The 17,555-nt window shown below is 34.9% G+C and carries 22 protein-coding genes; 8 read left to right on the top strand and 14 right to left on the bottom strand.

All coding sequences use genetic code 11. From position 1 onward, the window contains the following. Window positions 1–10 precede the first annotated feature (10 nt). The 7 genes from AC3WTJ_RS22335 to AC3WTJ_RS22305 all read right to left on the bottom strand — a co-directional run bounded on the left by AC3WTJ_RS22335 (window position 11) and on the right by AC3WTJ_RS22305 (window position 3,117). The gene (locus tag AC3WTJ_RS22335; RefSeq protein WP_492523706.1) at window positions 11–1,018 is read right to left on the bottom strand and encodes a hypothetical protein; all 1,008 of its coding nucleotides are present in this window, start codon (window positions 1,016–1,018) and stop codon (window positions 11–13) included. Window position 1,019: 1 nt separating this feature from the next. After that, window positions 1,020–1,367, bottom strand: coding sequence for a hypothetical protein (locus AC3WTJ_RS22330; protein ID WP_492523705.1), 348 nt, complete (start codon window positions 1,365–1,367; stop codon window positions 1,020–1,022). A 21-nt stretch (window positions 1,368–1,388) separates the two neighbouring features. After that, complete coding sequence (locus AC3WTJ_RS22325; protein WP_492523704.1) at window positions 1,389–1,637, bottom strand: AbrB/MazE/SpoVT family DNA-binding domain-containing protein; 249 nt, start codon at window positions 1,635–1,637, stop codon at window positions 1,389–1,391. Window positions 1,638–1,683: 46 nt separating this feature from the next. After that, window positions 1,684–1,974: a hypothetical protein gene (locus tag AC3WTJ_RS22320; RefSeq protein ID WP_492523703.1), complete on the bottom strand. Its 291-nt coding sequence runs from the start codon at window positions 1,972–1,974 to the stop codon at window positions 1,684–1,686. Between the two features lie 15 nt (window positions 1,975–1,989). After that, window positions 1,990–2,496, bottom strand: a complete 507-nt coding sequence (locus AC3WTJ_RS22315) for a helix-turn-helix domain-containing protein (RefSeq protein WP_492523702.1) — start codon at window positions 2,494–2,496, stop codon at window positions 1,990–1,992. Between the two features lie 141 nt (window positions 2,497–2,637). After that, window positions 2,638–2,829: a helix-turn-helix domain-containing protein gene (locus tag AC3WTJ_RS22310; protein WP_492524028.1), complete on the bottom strand. Its 192-nt coding sequence runs from the start codon at window positions 2,827–2,829 to the stop codon at window positions 2,638–2,640. 48 nt (window positions 2,830–2,877) lie between these two features. Then, window positions 2,878–3,117 carry a helix-turn-helix transcriptional regulator gene (locus tag AC3WTJ_RS22305; protein WP_492523701.1) on the bottom strand — a complete coding sequence of 80 codons (240 nt, stop codon included), beginning with the start codon at window positions 3,115–3,117 and terminating at the stop codon, window positions 2,878–2,880. Window positions 3,118–3,275: 158 nt separating this feature from the next. On the opposite strand from AC3WTJ_RS22305, the gene AC3WTJ_RS22300 reads away from it, so the two are divergent. The 3 genes from AC3WTJ_RS22300 to AC3WTJ_RS22290 all read left to right on the top strand — a co-directional run bounded on the left by AC3WTJ_RS22300 (window position 3,276) and on the right by AC3WTJ_RS22290 (window position 4,568). Further along, window positions 3,276–3,611 (top strand): helix-turn-helix domain-containing protein, encoded by a 336-nt coding sequence (locus AC3WTJ_RS22300; RefSeq protein ID WP_492523700.1) that lies wholly within the window; start codon window positions 3,276–3,278, stop codon window positions 3,609–3,611. A 65-nt stretch (window positions 3,612–3,676) separates the two neighbouring features. Next, window positions 3,677–4,186 (top strand): BglII/BstYI family type II restriction endonuclease, encoded by a 510-nt coding sequence (locus tag AC3WTJ_RS22295; protein WP_492523699.1) that lies wholly within the window; start codon window positions 3,677–3,679, stop codon window positions 4,184–4,186. 193 nt (window positions 4,187–4,379) lie between these two features. Beyond that, the gene (locus AC3WTJ_RS22290; RefSeq protein WP_492523698.1) at window positions 4,380–4,568 is read left to right on the top strand and encodes a hypothetical protein; all 189 of its coding nucleotides are present in this window, start codon (window positions 4,380–4,382) and stop codon (window positions 4,566–4,568) included. A 10-nt stretch (window positions 4,569–4,578) separates the two neighbouring features. Here the strand turns inward: AC3WTJ_RS22290 and AC3WTJ_RS22285 are convergent, their stop codons facing one another. From AC3WTJ_RS22285 to AC3WTJ_RS22270, 4 genes are all read right to left on the bottom strand, one after another. Further along, window positions 4,579–5,181 carry an HNH endonuclease gene (locus AC3WTJ_RS22285; RefSeq protein ID WP_492523697.1) on the bottom strand — a complete coding sequence of 201 codons (603 nt, stop codon included), beginning with the start codon at window positions 5,179–5,181 and terminating at the stop codon, window positions 4,579–4,581. Between the two features lies 1 nt (window position 5,182). After that, complete coding sequence (locus AC3WTJ_RS22280) at window positions 5,183–5,830, bottom strand: response regulator (protein ID WP_492523696.1); 648 nt, start codon at window positions 5,828–5,830, stop codon at window positions 5,183–5,185. Between the two features lie 22 nt (window positions 5,831–5,852). Continuing rightward, window positions 5,853–8,336: an ATP-binding protein gene (locus tag AC3WTJ_RS22275; protein WP_492523695.1), complete on the bottom strand. Its 2,484-nt coding sequence runs from the start codon at window positions 8,334–8,336 to the stop codon at window positions 5,853–5,855. 107 nt (window positions 8,337–8,443) lie between these two features. Next, on the bottom strand, window positions 8,444–9,967 hold the full coding sequence (locus AC3WTJ_RS22270) for an Eco57I restriction-modification methylase domain-containing protein (RefSeq protein WP_492523694.1): 1,524 nt from the start codon (window positions 9,965–9,967) through the stop codon (window positions 8,444–8,446). Window positions 9,968–10,195: 228 nt separating this feature from the next. Here AC3WTJ_RS22270 and AC3WTJ_RS22265 point away from each other — a divergent pair, with 228 nt between their 5' ends. Further along, window positions 10,196–10,405, top strand: a complete 210-nt coding sequence (locus AC3WTJ_RS22265) for a hypothetical protein (RefSeq protein ID WP_492523693.1) — start codon at window positions 10,196–10,198, stop codon at window positions 10,403–10,405. A 159-nt stretch (window positions 10,406–10,564) separates the two neighbouring features. Here AC3WTJ_RS22265 and AC3WTJ_RS22260 read toward each other — a convergent pair whose 3' ends face one another. From AC3WTJ_RS22260 to AC3WTJ_RS22250, 3 genes are all read right to left on the bottom strand, one after another. Continuing rightward, the gene (locus AC3WTJ_RS22260) at window positions 10,565–11,431 is read right to left on the bottom strand and encodes an HNH endonuclease family protein (protein WP_492523692.1); all 867 of its coding nucleotides are present in this window, start codon (window positions 11,429–11,431) and stop codon (window positions 10,565–10,567) included. Between the two features lie 12 nt (window positions 11,432–11,443). Then, window positions 11,444–13,600 carry an AAA family ATPase gene (locus AC3WTJ_RS22255; protein ID WP_492523691.1) on the bottom strand — a complete coding sequence of 719 codons (2,157 nt, stop codon included), beginning with the start codon at window positions 13,598–13,600 and terminating at the stop codon, window positions 11,444–11,446. Window positions 13,601–13,868: 268 nt separating this feature from the next. Continuing rightward, window positions 13,869–14,558: an HNH endonuclease gene (locus AC3WTJ_RS22250; protein WP_492523690.1), complete on the bottom strand. Its 690-nt coding sequence runs from the start codon at window positions 14,556–14,558 to the stop codon at window positions 13,869–13,871. A 191-nt stretch (window positions 14,559–14,749) separates the two neighbouring features. On the opposite strand from AC3WTJ_RS22250, the gene AC3WTJ_RS22245 reads away from it, so the two are divergent. The 4 genes from AC3WTJ_RS22245 (at window position 14,750) to AC3WTJ_RS22230 (ending at window position 17,243) form a co-directional block, all read left to right on the top strand. Further along, the gene (locus AC3WTJ_RS22245) at window positions 14,750–15,340 is read left to right on the top strand and encodes an ImmA/IrrE family metallo-endopeptidase (RefSeq protein WP_492523689.1); all 591 of its coding nucleotides are present in this window, start codon (window positions 14,750–14,752) and stop codon (window positions 15,338–15,340) included. A gap of 2 nt (window positions 15,341–15,342) precedes the next feature. Then, window positions 15,343–15,735, top strand: coding sequence for a hypothetical protein (locus AC3WTJ_RS22240; RefSeq protein ID WP_492523688.1), 393 nt, complete (start codon window positions 15,343–15,345; stop codon window positions 15,733–15,735). A gap of 3 nt (window positions 15,736–15,738) precedes the next feature. Further along, entirely contained in the window at window positions 15,739–16,920 is a 1,182-nt protein-coding gene (locus AC3WTJ_RS22235) for a tyrosine-type recombinase/integrase (protein WP_492523687.1), read from the top strand. Between the two features lie 65 nt (window positions 16,921–16,985). Continuing rightward, window positions 16,986–17,243: a hypothetical protein gene (locus tag AC3WTJ_RS22230; protein ID WP_492523686.1), complete on the top strand. Its 258-nt coding sequence runs from the start codon at window positions 16,986–16,988 to the stop codon at window positions 17,241–17,243. The last annotated feature ends 312 nt before the right edge of the window (window positions 17,244–17,555 follow it).

Genomic DNA, 17,555 nt, shown 5'->3' with positions numbered 1-17,555 from the left:
GCTTCTCACCTCACAAGTCCTCTGGAATATTAAAGTTCATTTCTTTTGGGTCGGTCTGACTCCCAGCAATATAGAACTCAAGATGATCTCCGACTGTTTTCCAGTCCGCATCCGATTGAATATCAGTAACAACTTTCTTAATCTCACGGTTTAGTGCAAGCGTGGCTTCCTTCGCTAGAGAGTTCCAATCTAATGAAGCCTTTTTCATTAGGTCAAACACTCGATTTTTCTGAACAACATTTCCAGCTTGACCGGAGCTACCTCCCCCTGGACCTCGGGTGCCCGTTTGCCGGCTGCCACTCTGTGAATTTTGCTGCTGCGCCTTGGCTTGCTGTTGACCTTCACCATCTGCTTCTGGATCTTCGCCAGCCAGATACGCTTCTAGCTCCTGCTCAGTTTGTGTGAAGATGCCGCTGGATCTTGTAGCAGCAAGGGTGGCATCAACTAATGCTCGTTTCTTAGCCATCTTAAGGACGGTGTTCCAGATGGAGTGCATATCGTCATTTTCGATTCGATAAGATTGATACTTGCTGTATTTCCCGGAACGCTCTTTACTAACTAGATCTTCCTTATCTACTCCTTTAGGAAGATCTTTATCTGACACCCAGCGCCAGCGGTAACGGCTTTCAAACGTATTAGCATGACCTACACCCTCTCCAATGATGGCGCCTGATCCACGGTGGATTAACCGAATGGTGATATCTACTCCGTAATAACCGGTATCAAAGTTTTTATCTTCAACCTTGCTAGCAATCGTCGGTGCAAAGTTATAGAACTCACATAGTCCCTCTGCGCCTGGCTTCAATAATGTAGGCTTGTCCGTTCCAGGAATGATTCCATAATCAACGCCTTCTTGCATAACCTCACGGAAAAACTCTTTAGTCAGATTAAGCTTCTGTTTCATATCGGCCAACTTCTTCCGTAAATCTGTTGCACTACCGAATTCATAATCTATGATTGCGCCTCCGCCAGCTTGTCCGCCAGGTGTTTGAGGCTGAATGACGGTGACTTCGTTCAAATTACGCCGCCCCCTTAAGCAGATCCACAATGGACTGCAGTGCCTTTAGCTCTGTTTTGAGCTTATCCAGTTGATATCGTGACTCCATAACCAAATGCTCAGTACGTGCTACCTCGTTGCGTTCAATTGCAGAAAATCTTCTGAGCTGCGCACTACGAATCTCTGCATTTTTACCGTCGATGATCATTCCCTCTTCTTCGAAAACTCCGAGGTAAAGACCATCCTCCCTGTGTGTTAATTCAGAGCGAGCAGAATTTAGATTGTTTTGCGCTCCGATCAATGCAATCTCCGCAGCAGCGATCAGCTCCGGCAACACCAGTAAACGTTCAATGATCGATTGTTTATTCATTTGAAAGACCTCCAATAATTTTTAGATAGATTGAATCTGACTAATGCAGCTAACACAAATTAACTTGCCACCTGGACCTTGCTTCACGTTCTCCATATTGGTACACAGAACACAACCTGGCGCATATTTCTTTAGAATAATGCTGTCCCCGTTCGTGAAGATCTCAATAGGATCTTTAATCTCAACCCCCAGATTCCTCCGCAGCTCAATAGGAATTACCACACGACCAAGTTCATCAACTCTTCTTACGATTCCCGTTGCTTTCAACATTCTTTGTTTCTCCTCTCAAATTGTTTGATAGATTTATAGATTTAAGTCAAAAAAATGAGTCCTTGAATTGACGCCCCTCAGTAGGTATACTGAAAGCAATGTTATTTTCAAATGCTGTAACCTTGGAGTAGTCACCCTGGCCGGTGCCTGCTTCTTTTTTCGCTTCATAAAGCTCCTTCTCAAGTGCTTCAATTTCTCCGCGTACCCAATCTTCCGCAGCCGGCTTAACTTCCTTATTGAAATAGCCCGGATTAGTTTGCATTGCTTCTAGATATGAATACAACTTGCTAAGATGTGTATACGTACCTACATCCTTACTCACAAGAATTAATGACAATTTATCCCTCCTCTCTCAGCGGTCACCTTTCTTGATTTCCAATTCATGCTTTTGAATCATTCGCTTACGATCTAAGCCGAACTCATCCTCAAGCACTCCTTGCATGACGTTTGCAGTCTCGATAACGTCTCTGATTTCTTGCCAAACTCTTTCAGCACTTTCTTTTCGTTTTTCAGACGAAATATGTTTTGACATTGATAACCTCTCCAATGCTGTCCCAGCTTCGGCAAGTTGCTTAAGCAATAAGTCTTTAAGTGCCGCAGGGTGTAAATCCAGATTCGGAACATCCACTAAGATGTTGGAGATGTATCCACCCGTTCGCTCATTCGCTATCTCAAGAGCTATTTTCCAAGATAGACCAGATACAACCGTATCAAAGCCGCTTGGTAATGGGCGTTCTCCATTTTCAATGCGAGCTAGCGTTGTACGATCAATTGGAATTTGATTAGCAAGTTCTTCTTGAGTTAAATTCTTTTCTCTTCGGAATGCTTGAATTGCTTTTCCAATTGCGATTGTTATCACCACCTTTCCGATTAATGTGGCAAATCAGCACATAACTGATATAGATTTGTGACACAGAAGCAACTTAAGATGAAATTAACGGATGATCGTTGTGTCATCTCCCCTCCGCAGCCGCTGATACCTTCCCTCGTCAGCGGATTTTTATTGAGCAATGCGATGGTTCTCGCTTTCTTGCTGCTTCATCCAGCTTTCGATTGTCTCCATCCGGAATAGGATGCGAGCACCGACTTTGAAGTGTGGAATTTCTTTTTTTCGTACCATTGTGTAAATAGAATCACGGTGCACACCGAGGTACGCTGCTATTTCGTCTACTGTCAAGGTCTTTCGTTCCACTTGTTGGTCCATTTGATCACCTCCTCACAATCAGAATGCTTACTTCCATTAAGCAATAGAAGGTGGTTGTTCCGAATTAGTTAACTTTGTTTTCAAAAAAATCTCGTCTGGTGTCTTACCTAGAACAGTTGATATCTTAACTGCAAGTTCATAAGATAATCTGCGTTTCCCATTTTCTAATTGCCAATAATATGGCTTACTTACCGAAATTTCTGTAGCCATATCCTGCAAAGTTAAAGCTTTTTCTTCTCTTAATTTCCTTAAAGTATTGCTCTTCAATATCAACACTCCTTTCGTACGAAATCAAAGTTAACTAATGGTTAACTCAATAATAATTAACTATTAGTTAACTGTCAAGAGATTATTTCCTATTTAGTTAACAAAGTTTACGTTAACCATTAGCTAACTTATAATTGAACTAGTTAACAATAAAAGGAGTAATGGTGATGGAGTTTTCCGATCGCTTAAAATACCTAAGAAATCAAAGAAATATGACACAAGAACAACTTGGTCAAAAAATTAATGTGACCAAAGTATCAATCTCTGGATATGAGAATAATAACCGTACTCCAGATATGGAGACGTTACAAAAAATCGCTGATTTCTTTGAAGTAAGTGTAGATTATCTCCTAGGGAGATCAGACATAACTGCAAATGACGGAGTCGGCCGCGCCTTCTACGGCGGAGCTGATCAGTACACTGAGGATGAACTGGAGATAGCCCGTGCCGCGGCGCAGGCTGCTGTTGAGGCTTATAGAAAGGGTTTGAATAAGAAGAAATAAACGACACCGCTTCTCAGCGTGTGTCGTTTTGTCTTGCATTTTTTTTTGATTTAGGGGAGAAATAAATGAAAATTAGATTAGAACTGTTTTCTTTTCGTTTCGCTGAACAAATCTTAAATAGTAAACTTTCAATAAAACAAGAAATAGAAAAGGTAATTGTCGATCCAACAATAGTACTCTCTTCGCTATCAAGACCAGTTTTCAACAAAGAACTAGATGAACGATTCTCGAATTTAGGCTGGGAGAGACAGCCACCAGTTTTTGAGGAAGACGGGGATCCATCAGCAAAAATGGATTTTTTAAAAGAACGTATAGGGATTGAAGTGGAATTCGGTCATTCCTCGTTTATAGGCATTGACTTGCTCAAATTCCAAATCGCTTCTTACTCAGGTCTAAATCGCATAGACTGCGGTGTTTATGTCGTCACAACCAAGAACTTTCAAAAACAAATGACAAAGCAATTTAATCAAAATTGGGAAGGCTCCCTTAATTTCGAGAAAGTTGTTCGTTATCTTCCCCACTTTAAAAGTGCAATCCAGGTTCCAGTGTATGTTATAGGAATTGATTTGGGATAATTATTTTAAACCTAAATACTAACTATTTCGCGGCACATGCTGTCGTTGAGGACTATAGGAATGGTTTGAATAAGAAGAAATATAAAGACGACACTCAATGTGTCGTCTTTTTTCCTTATTTTAGGGTATAGAAATGCCATTGTATGTATAGAATTTTGTAAAGAAGACTATTGCTTAATAGCGGAGTGATAATATGGAGAATTCAAAAATTAATGATTTCATTGATAAAATACAATTAATATTGGATAAAGTAGATAGAGATCCAATGATGGAGTACTTGGTTAAAATTGAGAACGAAGGCGGAGGTCATATTACAGTTACTCAAGTACTTGATTTTTTAAAACACCAAGGTTATTACATTCCAAATCGCATACACAAATAAGTCTTGTTTTTTAATTATCTTTCATCTCAAAATGCTCATATAAATACTCCAGTAATTCTGATACTAACTCATCTTTTTCTGATTTTTCATTTTCACTTCGATATTCTCGTAAGATATTTAGCAAATATTCGATTGACCAAACTACTTTGTGCTTCCTCAAATACAATTTTAATTCCTTATACATAAAAACAGATGTTTCTAGTGACTCTTCAGGAAATATTTGTCCTCCACTGTCCCGATAGAAATGTTCATCATACTTAGTATCAGTTGGGTTAATGAAACCCTTGTTATTTACTAGATTAATATCAGGGTTTTCTGTTGGCCATTTGCCACTTTTACTGCTATTACATGTAGGGCAAGACAGAATTAAATTATTATAGTCATTTAATAAATGAGTATGACTCTGAAACTTCTCAATTATTCGTTGTGGCACGAAATGATCGATATGAAAATCTTTTTTAACAATACCATGATATGAATCACAATATCCACATCTACCATTGAAATCTTCCATTAATATCTTTTTATAACTACCATATTTTAAGCTTGGATTATAAGTTATTTCTCTTTTTGTAGGGACCAATTCCCTGAATTTTTTTTTCCCAGTCAACACCCTAATTCTCACTTTCTTTTTCTGATAATAATCGTTCGGCTAACTTTATTATTTTGTCTAGTCGTTCATCTTTTATCTTCTGGTTTAGAGGCATTGCATTTCTACCCAACACACTTTTTTCCAAAATGTGGTCGAGCATCAATTCCCTATTTTTTTCTTCATTTGTTTTATCAACTTTACTTCTCAATAATATTAATTCTTCTTCGTATGCTTTCAAGCGATTTTTGTAATGGGATATTTGATCATTGATCTTATTGTTTACAAAATTCACATACGCTCCCGTTTCATCAGCAATGTAAAGATCTTTTTTGTAGATTTTATTAACATCAGCATATTCATCTTTTTCAGCATCTAATTCAAAAGAAGTAAGAATAAAAACAGGAAAAAAGTGAACTTCTTCTTCCATAGCTAAAGCTATATCTGTTCCATCGTAAAAAACCGGGGGAGTACTCCCGTTTAATTTATAGTCTAGAACTAAAGCATCAAATTTTTCTGTATAAATTGAATCTATCAATTCTTCTACCGTCAATTGTTCGAATTTTAATGAAATCACTTTAAGACTTTCCCCGTTTTCGAATTTTCTTTCCATTCGACTAGTAATCATTCTTTTCATCATTTCATCATCTTCAATTAAGGCAACCTTATACATTTAGCTAATTCTCCTTATTGCTTTATATTGGAAACTTCATTTTTAATTTAAATCCCATCTTTGAATCAACTAATTCTACTTCTCCTTTATATTCTTCTACAGTAGATTTTAGAATCCACATTCCAAGTCCTGTTCCGTTCTCTCTTGTTGTATAAAATGGTTCAAAAATATCATTCTTATTCACAATATTCTTAGATAATCCAGGTCCAGTATCCGCGTAGATAATCTCAAATTCGTCAGCTTGGTTATTAGTATAACTGATTGATATTTCAATTTTCCTTTCTCCTTGATGCTCTTTGGTTAAAAAAGCAAACAGAGAATTAATAATTAAGTTATTAAAAATACTTTCAATATCAATTACAAAAGCTTTCCACTCAAACTCTTCATTTAGATTTTTATTTAAAGTGACGGTAATTTTTTTCTCATCTAACGACGGTTTCCAATTACTCAACAGTAATTTTAATGTTTCGTAAATATTGACTGACTTCCTTTTCCTCTTATCTTTTGAAACAATATTTAAAGATACATCCAACCATCCTTTTAGAGCTCTATCTTTTTCAATCATTAAATCTATAAAAGTTCCTATTTCATTGTAGTCCCTTTGATCAATTAACTCTTTTAAATAAAGGGTTCTTGTTACGAGTGGAGAACTGAGGTGTTTAATTTCATGAGACAAAGAAGTTAGGGCTATACCAGTACCTGCTAAGGCTTTTATTAGCTTAAGCTCAGTTTCTTTTTCTTCAACTACTTCATCATAAGTTATTAATGACTTAGCTAATATAAGATTATCTTTTTCTAATCTCTCAACTTTTTCCTCAAGCTTTTCTTCAAAAAGATCTTGTTTTGGTTGACTTTTGGTATCATTGTCGAAGGACTTTACGGTCTCATGAGCTAGTTTTATACCTTCTTGCTTTATAATTTCTTTTTGATCTTTTATGTCATTGAGATTTTTAATCCCTCTCATAATTTTTTGACGATCTCTTTCGAAAATATTTATTATTTTCACGATAAATTCTTGAAAAATTTCGAAACTTTCATTATCTTGCAACCCTTCTCGGTTTGATAAATCTTTAAGCTCTATATGGGATCTTGAAATAAAGATGCTACCAGAAACCTGATTTGGTCTAACATGCCAATTCCCTTTCTGGTTACCAACACCCGCTGGGCTTCGTTGAACTCTCTCATTTAATTTTAACCAATCAAATGATGCTGAATTTATTTCTCCATACGGCCTCACTCTAAAGTGATCTCGATACATCCTAATACCACCGTTACTATCTAACCATGCTTTTCTTTTAAATGCATTCATGTTTTTGTAACCATATTTACTATCTTCATCAAAATCACGTTTCAAAAAATAGAAATTAAAAGATAAATTTTTCAGATGTCCCAATTTCATAAAATCATGTTGAGGCAGAAGTTCTTGCACAGTATATTTCCTAGTAAAGATACTATTAAATATTGTTTCTTTATCGTATGGAAAAACTTGATACTCTATATTGTTGAACAAATCTAAATCTATCTTCGACAAATCAAGTTCATCTCTAGTAATTGTTACTGTTACTTCCTGGTCTTCACCTACTATTGCTTCTAATTTGTAATCAAAGTCTGCAATTATACTCGACTGTACTGATCCAAATAAATTCGAACATTTATTAGCAAAGAAATAAATATCGAAAATCCTTTCTTCTTTAGGGGGAATTAAGGAATCTAAACTTGAAAAAGCTTTATTCAACGATTTATCATTCCAACCATCTCTTAATCCAATAATTTTTATTAAAGTACCTTTATTAAATGATCCTTGATTAAGCTCATTGATCTTCTGTTCTTCATATAAAGATAAATCTATTCTACCAAATAGTTCCTCTTTTACTTTTTCTGAAAATTCTTCAGCACTGATTTCTTCTATATCAGCGAAAACATCGCCGATAACAGTATCCTGTTTTTCGAAATCACCCCAGTCTACTGCCCATTTTAAGCCACTTTTCTTATTTTCCTCTAATGTCCACATTACAGCTGAGTGACCTAGTCTGTCTAAAGCAAAGCGACCAATTCCCTTTGCTCCTGTCCTAATTCTTCCGCGTGCACTAATATAATTTAATGCCTTATGATCGGTGCCGATTGTCATCCAAGCTTTTTTTATTGTGTCTGCACTCATTCCACTACCATCATCAAAAATATATATACTATTTGTCGAAAGAAAAAAATTTAATAGAGCTTCATTTTTTCGATTTGTTTCAATTAATTTATAATTTCCAAATAGATCTTCTTCCTCATAATATAGATATATATCTTCCTTATATTTTTGCAGACTATCCAATTCATCTTTTGAAATAATTATAGGAATTTCGCGGTAATTATTTTCAAAAACAATAATTGATTTATTCGCATCAGCATCATAACCATTTTTTACAAGTTCAATAATTGCTCCTTCTGCGTTACTAACATTTTCCCTTCCAATTAGTCTAGCTGCCCTAGCAGATACGTTAAAAGGTATCTTCGACATTAAATAGACCTCCTAATATTTGTATATGTGTTTATTATATCACTACATAGAAAAGATTCACCGTAATTCTCAAAATTAAAAAAACACTAATCTAAATTAGTGTTTTTTTATACATGATAATCAACAATCCTATCTATTTCTTCCTGATAGTATATTGTATCCTCAAAAAAACTTCCTAGTATTTCAAGTTCATTCAATGATGGGTATTTTAACTCTTTAAGATCGGTTACATTAACCTGAGTATGTCCACTAATTTGCCTAAAATAACTATCTACTAACGAGGAATTTAGATACACGACAAGACCTTTTGCAATATTTATGGGGAGTCCTTTTCCATCAATGTGATAATAGTTTAAATGATTTTCAAAACCAAACCCATCTTTATGTAATTCAGCTGTACAAAGAGCTGCCACAATTCTTTTGCGTTCTTCTTTGGTTGTAAATCTCTTTATAATCACATAATTTCCAGTTGGAACCCTAAGTCTCTTTGTCTTTTCTGAAATAACAAGAGCATTGGGTTTCAAAGGTGGAATAATTGGCCAATTTATTTTACTATTGATTAAATGACAAGGGTAAATTAGTGGAATACTCCCCTCTTCTGGTAAGTCTTGAATGAATTCATCTACTCTGAAATCAACAACTTTTCCAGTAGATACTGAAATGCCTATTTCCTCTAATGAATGAGTTAACATACTCATTTTTTCGCTACTTAATAAATCGTTGTTATCTTTAACGATTCTAAAAAAAACATTTGGATCATCAGGCTTAATGAAGTCATAATAATTAATAGTATTAGATGTTATATTTATATCTGAGGGATCATTGCTTGAAGAAATAACTACTTTCTCAGAGCTCGATGGTTTTCCTTTTTTACAATGAAAAATAATATTTTCTTGTAACACCGCGTCATCACTAAAAGCTTCTGATCTGGAATTAAAGACATGAATTTCTTTAAACACTATTTTGGAAATGATATCATGACGGAATGAAAGGAAGTATGGACCATTACAAAAACTTCGCGGTGTAATAGCAACTATCTCGCCTTGATCTTCTAATAGACGAATTGCAAGTGAAAAAAAAGCAGTGTATAAATTTGATGTATTAATTCTAATGCTTCTAAGATCCTCATAGTTCGCTGATTTGATTTTTATTTTTTTATATGGAGGATTCATAATCACTAAATTATAAAGAACTGTATTACTCTCCACGAGATGTACTGCTGATTTTATAAAATCCTCTTCAAGAATTCGATATGTAAATCTTATACCTCTTTGAAGACAATGTTCATTACAAATCTCCATGCTTTCATTTAAAAAGGGTAGAAGTGAACTATCTAACTCAAATAGATCAACATTTAATTCCTCTGGGACAACTTCTAAGCTGCATATTTTCTCAACTAATGCTGAAGTAAGTGAGCCAATTCCCGCACCTGGATCAAGTAAATTTATTACATTTAAATCCTGACTAATAAAATTCGCCATCATTCTTGCAAGTAAAGTATCAGTAAAAAATTGTCCATGTTCGTTTTTATATTTTTTGTCCTTTAATTTTCTTACCTTTACTCTTATATTATTAATTTTGTCTAATAGAAGATTAGCTTGGGTAATATTATCTTCATTTCTTGTTGCCATACTATACTCCCCATTCTAAACTTAATTACCGTTTATCATTATCATAAGATACTCTAATTTACTATTATATTATAAAATGACTTTTTAAAAAACTTATTTTATTACAATGAGCAATGAATTTCTTCATCTGCAGTGATCTAAACTTCTCCTGATGCTTTTTAAATTATACAACCTTTTCAATCATTAAAATGCTATAATATGGTAAACAGAAAGTTTTGGAGGGAATATATGTTTAAATCTGGATTTAATCTTACCACTGATGCTCATTTGGATGCTGCAATACACAATAAAGCATATGTTGTTGTTTTTCAAAGAAATGCAAAAGGAATACTTGAACAAATATCTGAAGGTGGTGTCATTGAATCTCATTGTGAGATATCGGTGAAAATGGCTGGAGGATATTTTTTGAAGGAGAATTGTGAGTTTAGGAGTTTATAATAATAAAATTGGAGTGCAAAATGACTTATTAAGAAATTCAGTCCCCATTAATTATTATCGCGGTGACTACAGCTTTCATCAGTTATCAATTTAATAACCTTTTCACTCAAATAAATAACCAACAGCGTAGATAGTGACTGTTGGTTTTTATTATTGTATTCAAGTTGTTACAGGTGCTCTCATTGAATTATTATACTGTTTTCTTAATTCCTTAATTAGATCGCCATAAGTATCTATAAATTCAGTCGCTAGTTGCTCTACTAACGCACGGTATGGTTTACTTGGATTAACAAAATATTCATTAACATAATCAAACGCTATTAGAAGATTCTCTACACTCTCTTCTATTCTTTCTTTAGAACTGGGATCTTGTGAATACATCTCAAAAAAGTTGATAGCCTTCAAATAACCTTTAATTTGTTTAATTTTGTTCCGAACATCCAAGGCAACTTCTCCTCTTGCTTTTGTCAGTTCTCTTCTATGTAACCCGTAGTACTTAATTGAAATTTCACCTTTTTGTGTAATATATATTACTTCACCAGCATCGCTATAATTAAGATGTAAGTTTGGATTCTCATCACAGGGATTTATTAATAATGGTTCTTCCACATTTGTATCATCATAAGATCTCATCCTCATACTTTCATCAGCCAATGGAAAATGATTTTTCTTATGACTTCTGTTACATCTAGGGCAAGATAACAACAAATTGTCCCAATTCATTCCTAACCAATAATAGCCTGGGTAAGAAAGTTGATGCCCTATTTTTATAGCAGTTTTAGGCCGGAAATGTTCTACATCTTCATGAGTGATGACCGTAATCACACTTTCACAAAAAGCACATTTATCATGAAACATTTCTTGTAATACTTTTTTTACCGCACTCTCTTTATATACTTTAAACTCAAAATCCCTATCGAATGATTTAAAATGCTTAACTGCATTTTCAAGCTCCCTCGCTCCAAGTGATGACTTATCATCGAGGTTTATTACATCAGGAACATCTCTTCTATGAACATAAATCATTTTGGAGACACATCACTTTTCGAAAGATTTTATTGTTTTTTCTAATATATTTTTAAAGTAATCTTTTGATTGCCCTTCATCTAATTCTTTATTTTTAGCCAAATAGTAATCTATGGCTTCATAAAAAAGTTGATCTCTTGTGGTACTCCCCATTCTCCCCAGACTTCCAAGTTCATTCTTCAATTTATTTATTTTTACTATTTCTTGCTCTGAAGGATTCGGGTTAGATAATAATAAATAATATTCATCGAATATATTATTTATTTCAGGCATCATAGTATCATATAAACCAAAAAACTTAGAGGTCAACAACTCTTCAACATCTAAAGTCCCCTGAGATGGCAAGTCTTGAATAACAATTCTTTGCTTCATCTCATCCTCAATGATCACTGCAACTTCACCTTTTATTAGACCACGCAAGGTTAAGGGATTATGTGTTGTAGATATAAACTGAATCTTCGGAAAGGCTCTCTTTAGTCTACTAACAATTTCTATATTCCACCTTGGATGCAGATGTGAATCTAATTCATCAATCAAGACTACTCCTTCAGCATCAAAGTTTCTCCAGCGATTTTTCATCACCATCATTATATCAGTTGCCAAGGCTATAATAGTTTGGTACCCGTCACTAAGATCCTCTAACTGTGATGTGGAATTATGGAATTTAAACCTAACTTTATTATCAACACGTTTTACTTCTACTTCCTCTAAAAACAGCGACTCAATAGCTTGGCTTACCACCTTAAAATCTTTTTCGTCTAAGTAACTAAAATAATCATCTGCATCTACAAGTGGAACAAACGGATTGAATAAATTTTCAATTCTTGACCAAGAAATATTAAAAGAATGTTCCATATCTTTACGTGGTAACAACCGCGTAGCCCCATATCCTAACAACAATACTTTTGGTTCTACATGATTCTTCCCTGAAAAATTATCCCTACCTCTGCTAAAAGCTAATATTATCGGTTCTTTCTCTCCTGTAAGATAAATTGCAATCTCACCAGTTTCTGCGCCTTCTCTCAAAAACTTACCAGATTTTGAACCAAATAATTGTTGTCGTTTGTCTTCTCCCATTAGTGCTAAAGCAATTGCTTGAAGTACAGAACTTTTTCCTACTCCATTTTCACCTAAGAGCATAAGCCAAGGTGCATTGCTACTCTTACTCAATCTAAGATCAAATTTAACATTTTTTATACTTTTAAAATTTCTAATCTCAATTGCCTCTATGAAACGTTGTTTCATATAATAGCTAGATTTGTCAACATCTTTCGAAACTATATATTGATCAATCTTAGATGTTTTATATACTTTCTGTAAATCTAACCAATCTTCCTTAATTTTAAAATCAGTTTTATTAATTAATGAATTTGAGAATTTCTCTATCTGAGTTGAATAGTTCAAAGCTTTTAAATCAATTATTTCCACACGGTTTCTATGTGCATTTCTAACAGTAAAGTATTCTTCAAACTCTCTATCCCACGGAAGATAATTTTCATCAATCCAAAGTGAGATAAAAAACCTACTCATTCCTGAAAACTCTTTATAAGAATATACCTCATAGAGTATTTCTTTTTTCAAAACCTCATTATCTATTTTATTCAATTGGTTCAAAAATTTAGATTGTAAAAACTTAAATTTTTCTTCTCTTTTTTCTACCAAATAACTACGATTCAAGTTTAATACATCAATCGTATATTTACCTTTCTTTGTTTTAGCAACCATTTCCCCATTTTCTCTATAAATAAAGTGTTTTACTGGACGATCTTTACTAGGGTCTATTAATAATCTGCGCTCATTCTGCAACTCTTTACCTAATGCGCCTACTTCACAAAGCTGCCCCTCCACAGGGAATCTGTTGCTTTTTGAACGACTACACTCAACACAAACCAGCAGAAAATTATCCCAACTATTCTCCAGCCAACTGTAATGGTTAGGGTGAAACTCTCCAGTTACAACATTCAATGCACCTTTGTATGGTCTAAAATGGTCAATTTCTAAAGGGATATTATTAATTGATGTTTCACAATAGACACATTTATGCTCACAGATAGTAAGTAGCTCTTCTTTGACGTCTCTATAGACCTGATCATTACTAAGTAAAAACTTCCCGCTATAGGCAGTTGAACGAAATTTAGATGAGGCTTTATTTTTGTTAATTCGTATCATATTTTGTCCTCACAGTCATAACGCAAAAAATAAAGTTACTCTTTAAAATATTTTTATTCATTATATCATACTAAAATCGACCTCTAAAGTAATATTTTGTATCTTTAGACCTAGTACAGATGGTATAATATGTTCAGATCATTAAAAATGAATGCTAAACGCAAGAATTCTTCTTCTAAACTACCTCATTCAAAAAAACATAGTCCCTTCCATCTTGTAAACGGAAGGGACTATGTTTCTTTAATCGTTATTCTAACACTTGAATAAACTATCCCAGTTCAGTTTGTCTGTTATTTAAATTCACAAGTTGATCCTTTATTCTATTTATTGTCCCAGCATGCGCTCCGACACTAATTATCCATTCCAAAAATTGCTCTGGAGTATTGTTTTTATTTCCATACTTCTTATGAAACCTTCTGTGACAGTTATGACATAAAGTAATTCCATTTTCCAAACTATATCTGGTCTTCTCGTTAGAATGCCATGAAAGTAAATGATGTGCATGAAGCTCTTCTTGGCTTCTGCAAGCTTGACACTGATTATTATCCCTCTTTCTAATAAGTAGAGAAAAGTCCATCAGCTTTCTATTACTTTTTGATCTCTCATCTGGATCAAATTCTGTTATTTCGTACTCGTTATTAAAAAAACGCCGTTCCGCATCTTCTGGTTTATGACGTATTACATCAGAATTACTAATGTTATTGGATTTTTCCCGGTGGTTATTATTTCTTATTGATAAACCTACACTTAAATTACACAAGGTACAAATTGGTTTTGTTGGGAAATGGAATAATTGATCAACAGTAAAATGCACAACATGGCCATGTGTACAGGTAGCAACGAAAGGAGTATTGTCTGTGTCTGGAAACGTAACTACAGTGAACCTACCATTACTGAGTAGATAGTGCTTAATTGTCGATTTCGAGTAAGATAACCTTGTTTGATTTCTCTTTATCAAAAGAGTTGTCTCTCCTTTTGTTAGAAAGCAGTCCTCGCTTCAATCCAGATAATACCATATTCCACTTGCGTAATCTATATAATCTTTTGCTATGGATGATTCTACCTTTTTCTGTTATTTTCGACAAAAATACGAACGTATATTCCTATTTATGGCGAAATATGATACCATCTACCTATAGGAGGTATCATATGAACTTATCACTTTATAAACCAACTGAACTCGAAAAATGGTTAGAAAAAGAGTACCGCAGCATCGGTATTGAGTACGCGTCAGATATGGACCTTGACCTAATTGCATCCATATTCGATGTAGAAATCCGAACTTATTCTGGACCTTCGTTCGCTGAATGGAAAGAAGATGAGTACTCCTTCATCTTTCTAAATGGATACCTGGACCAAAAGCAAAGACGCGAAGTGTTTTTTCACGAACTCTGCCATCCACTGCAGCATGTCGGCCGACAAGAGATCATGCCTAAATCATTTATTGAACTGCAGGAAATTCAAGCAAAACATTTTCAACACTATGCTGCAATGCCTTCGTACTTACTAGAGGAATTTAAGAATGTTTCTCCTTCCCTGCTCGTAAAAGTGCTTGCGGAAGAATTCTGTCTATCCGAAAGGTTTGTTCAGAATCGATTAACTCAAATTCAAATGAGAGTTCAAAATGCACAATATGAAGAAGAATTGCTTCGTCGCCGTAGCATGAAAATTACAATTGATGATGACCATGTTAGGCGTGTAATGGCAGAGCTTGGTCCAAAACAACTTGAAGGAGCATAAAAGTGGCAAGGTTATCCGTTTATTATTCAGAGCATCCTGAGGATTTTCATCCAGTACCAGATAAATTAAATATCTCTTTCGCTCGAGGGAGAATAGAGTGGCACAAGAACCAACTCTTCATTCCATTAGAAGCTCCTTTTCGCCCTAAGACAGCCGATGATTACTCAGAAGACATAATGAGCGTCTCTATTCTTTTAGAAGACCTTATGACGCATCCTGAGCGTCCTAACCAATTTGGGATTAACATACATAGTGTTGTTCGGCGTTTAGAAAAATTGAAACATCAAGAGGGTTTGCATTTTGAGTACAGTGACATTGAACAATTCATCATTCAAATGGGGGATATTGAAGAAATCATGCAAATGGATGTAAAGCCTTTTTATGAATGGAGGTAGGACATGCCTAGTATCGAGAAGCGCGGGAAAAATGCATTTCGATTAATTATTGAAGCCGGCTATGATTCTGCAGGTAATCGAATAAAAAAATCTAAGACAGTAAGAGTTTCTACTTTAAAGGAAGCCAAAGCTGAGCTAGCTAAGTTCCAAATTGAATTTGAAGTTGGCGAATATATATCCCCTGAGAAACAAACCTTCGAATCCTTCGTCCAAGAATGGAAAACCAAGTTTGTCGAAAAGAACTTGGAAGCTAAAACTGTTGTTAACTATCTTTATCACGTTAACAAGCGGATTCTTCCTTACTTCGGAAAGTTACATATGAACAAAATAAAAACGATGCACATCATCGATTACTTAGAAAAGCTACATACGGAGAATCGCATTAAAGGCGAAGGCACGCTCTCCTCTTCCACGATCGTTTATAATTACCGTGTTATCCGTAGCATATTTTCAAAAGCAGTTGATTGGAAGGTTATTAAAGATAACCCGATCAAAGGGGTAACTAAGCCAAAAGAAAAATCAAAAGAGATGGACGTTTATAACAATGAGGAAGTTCGATGGTTAATCCAGGCACTAGCTGATGAAAAGCCTTTATTCCGGGTTTTGATTCTCCTGGCGCTTACAACAGGTCTACGCTGCGGCGAGCTCTTGGGACTTGAATGGAAGCATGTAGACCTAGAGAACGGGATTATTGATGTTAAGCAATCTATTCCAATGTTCAGAGATGGGCAACCAATCATTAAGGAGCCAAAAACTAAAAATTCAATACGTAAAGTTTCGGTACCCAGCTTTGTATTACAAGAACTTAAAAGCTTTTATGATCAAAGTAAAATTGATCGAGATGCTCTTGAAGAACAATGGGCAGCCGGCGCTTATTTCTTTGTTTTCAGTAGCTGGAATGGCAAACCATTTTACACAAAGACTCCTGGAGACATGTGGCGCCGATTTATTAGAAAGTATCCGCAAATGAAATACATACGATTCCATGACCTTCGCCATACATCTGCTACCCTCCTCATTAACCAAGGTGTTCACGCCAAGATCATTTCCAACCGGTTAGGTCATTCCAATATTTCTACAACGATGAACGTTTATGGACATGCTATTCAATCTGCAGATCAAGCCGCGGCGAGCAAGTTCGATTCTTTCTTTACCGTCCCTAGCGAGCCCCCAATTGAATTATAAAAGGAAATAATTATTAGATGTAGAAATTACAATAAAAGAAAAAAATGATTATGGAGGTTATACTAGTGATAGAAGTTACAGCACTTGTTTTGACTAGGGAGCATAGAGGATTTGGATATGTCGTTTTAATTGATGGAAAAGAGATATTGGTCTCTGAAGATACCCTCATTTCTATGTCTAAAGAAACAGCATTAAACGGAGCTTACATACGTGAAGAAAACTATAACGGGGAAGAACACATTTTTGTCGATCTTGATGAAGAAGTTACTGAAAATCTGCTATATGATGACGAAGCATTACAAAAATATGGATCAATTAAATAACAGATTTCAATCGACTAGTACAGTTCATGAAACAAATAAGTTGGGGACGAATTGGGGACGAAATTCTTCAAGCCGTCCCCAAGTTCATCAAACTGATTACTACTCCAAATTTGAAAACCCTTATGTATCAAGGCTTTTTCGGACTATAACAGGTCCCATCAAAAGCTCTTGCTCTCTTCTCCCATGAGACGGCCCGTAAAAGGGCCGTCGTATTAATTTAAAAAACAGTTTCCTAAAGAGGGTGTCCCATAAGCCATGAAAATGGCAAGGGGCACCCTCCTTTTAAATTCTGTAAAACAAAAAGAAACCGTT

The organism is Paenibacillus sp. FW101-FHT12H11, from assembly GCF_058790355.1.
Note: the sequence above shows the minus strand (reverse complement) of the source record. Positions and strands in the feature narration are given on the sequence as shown.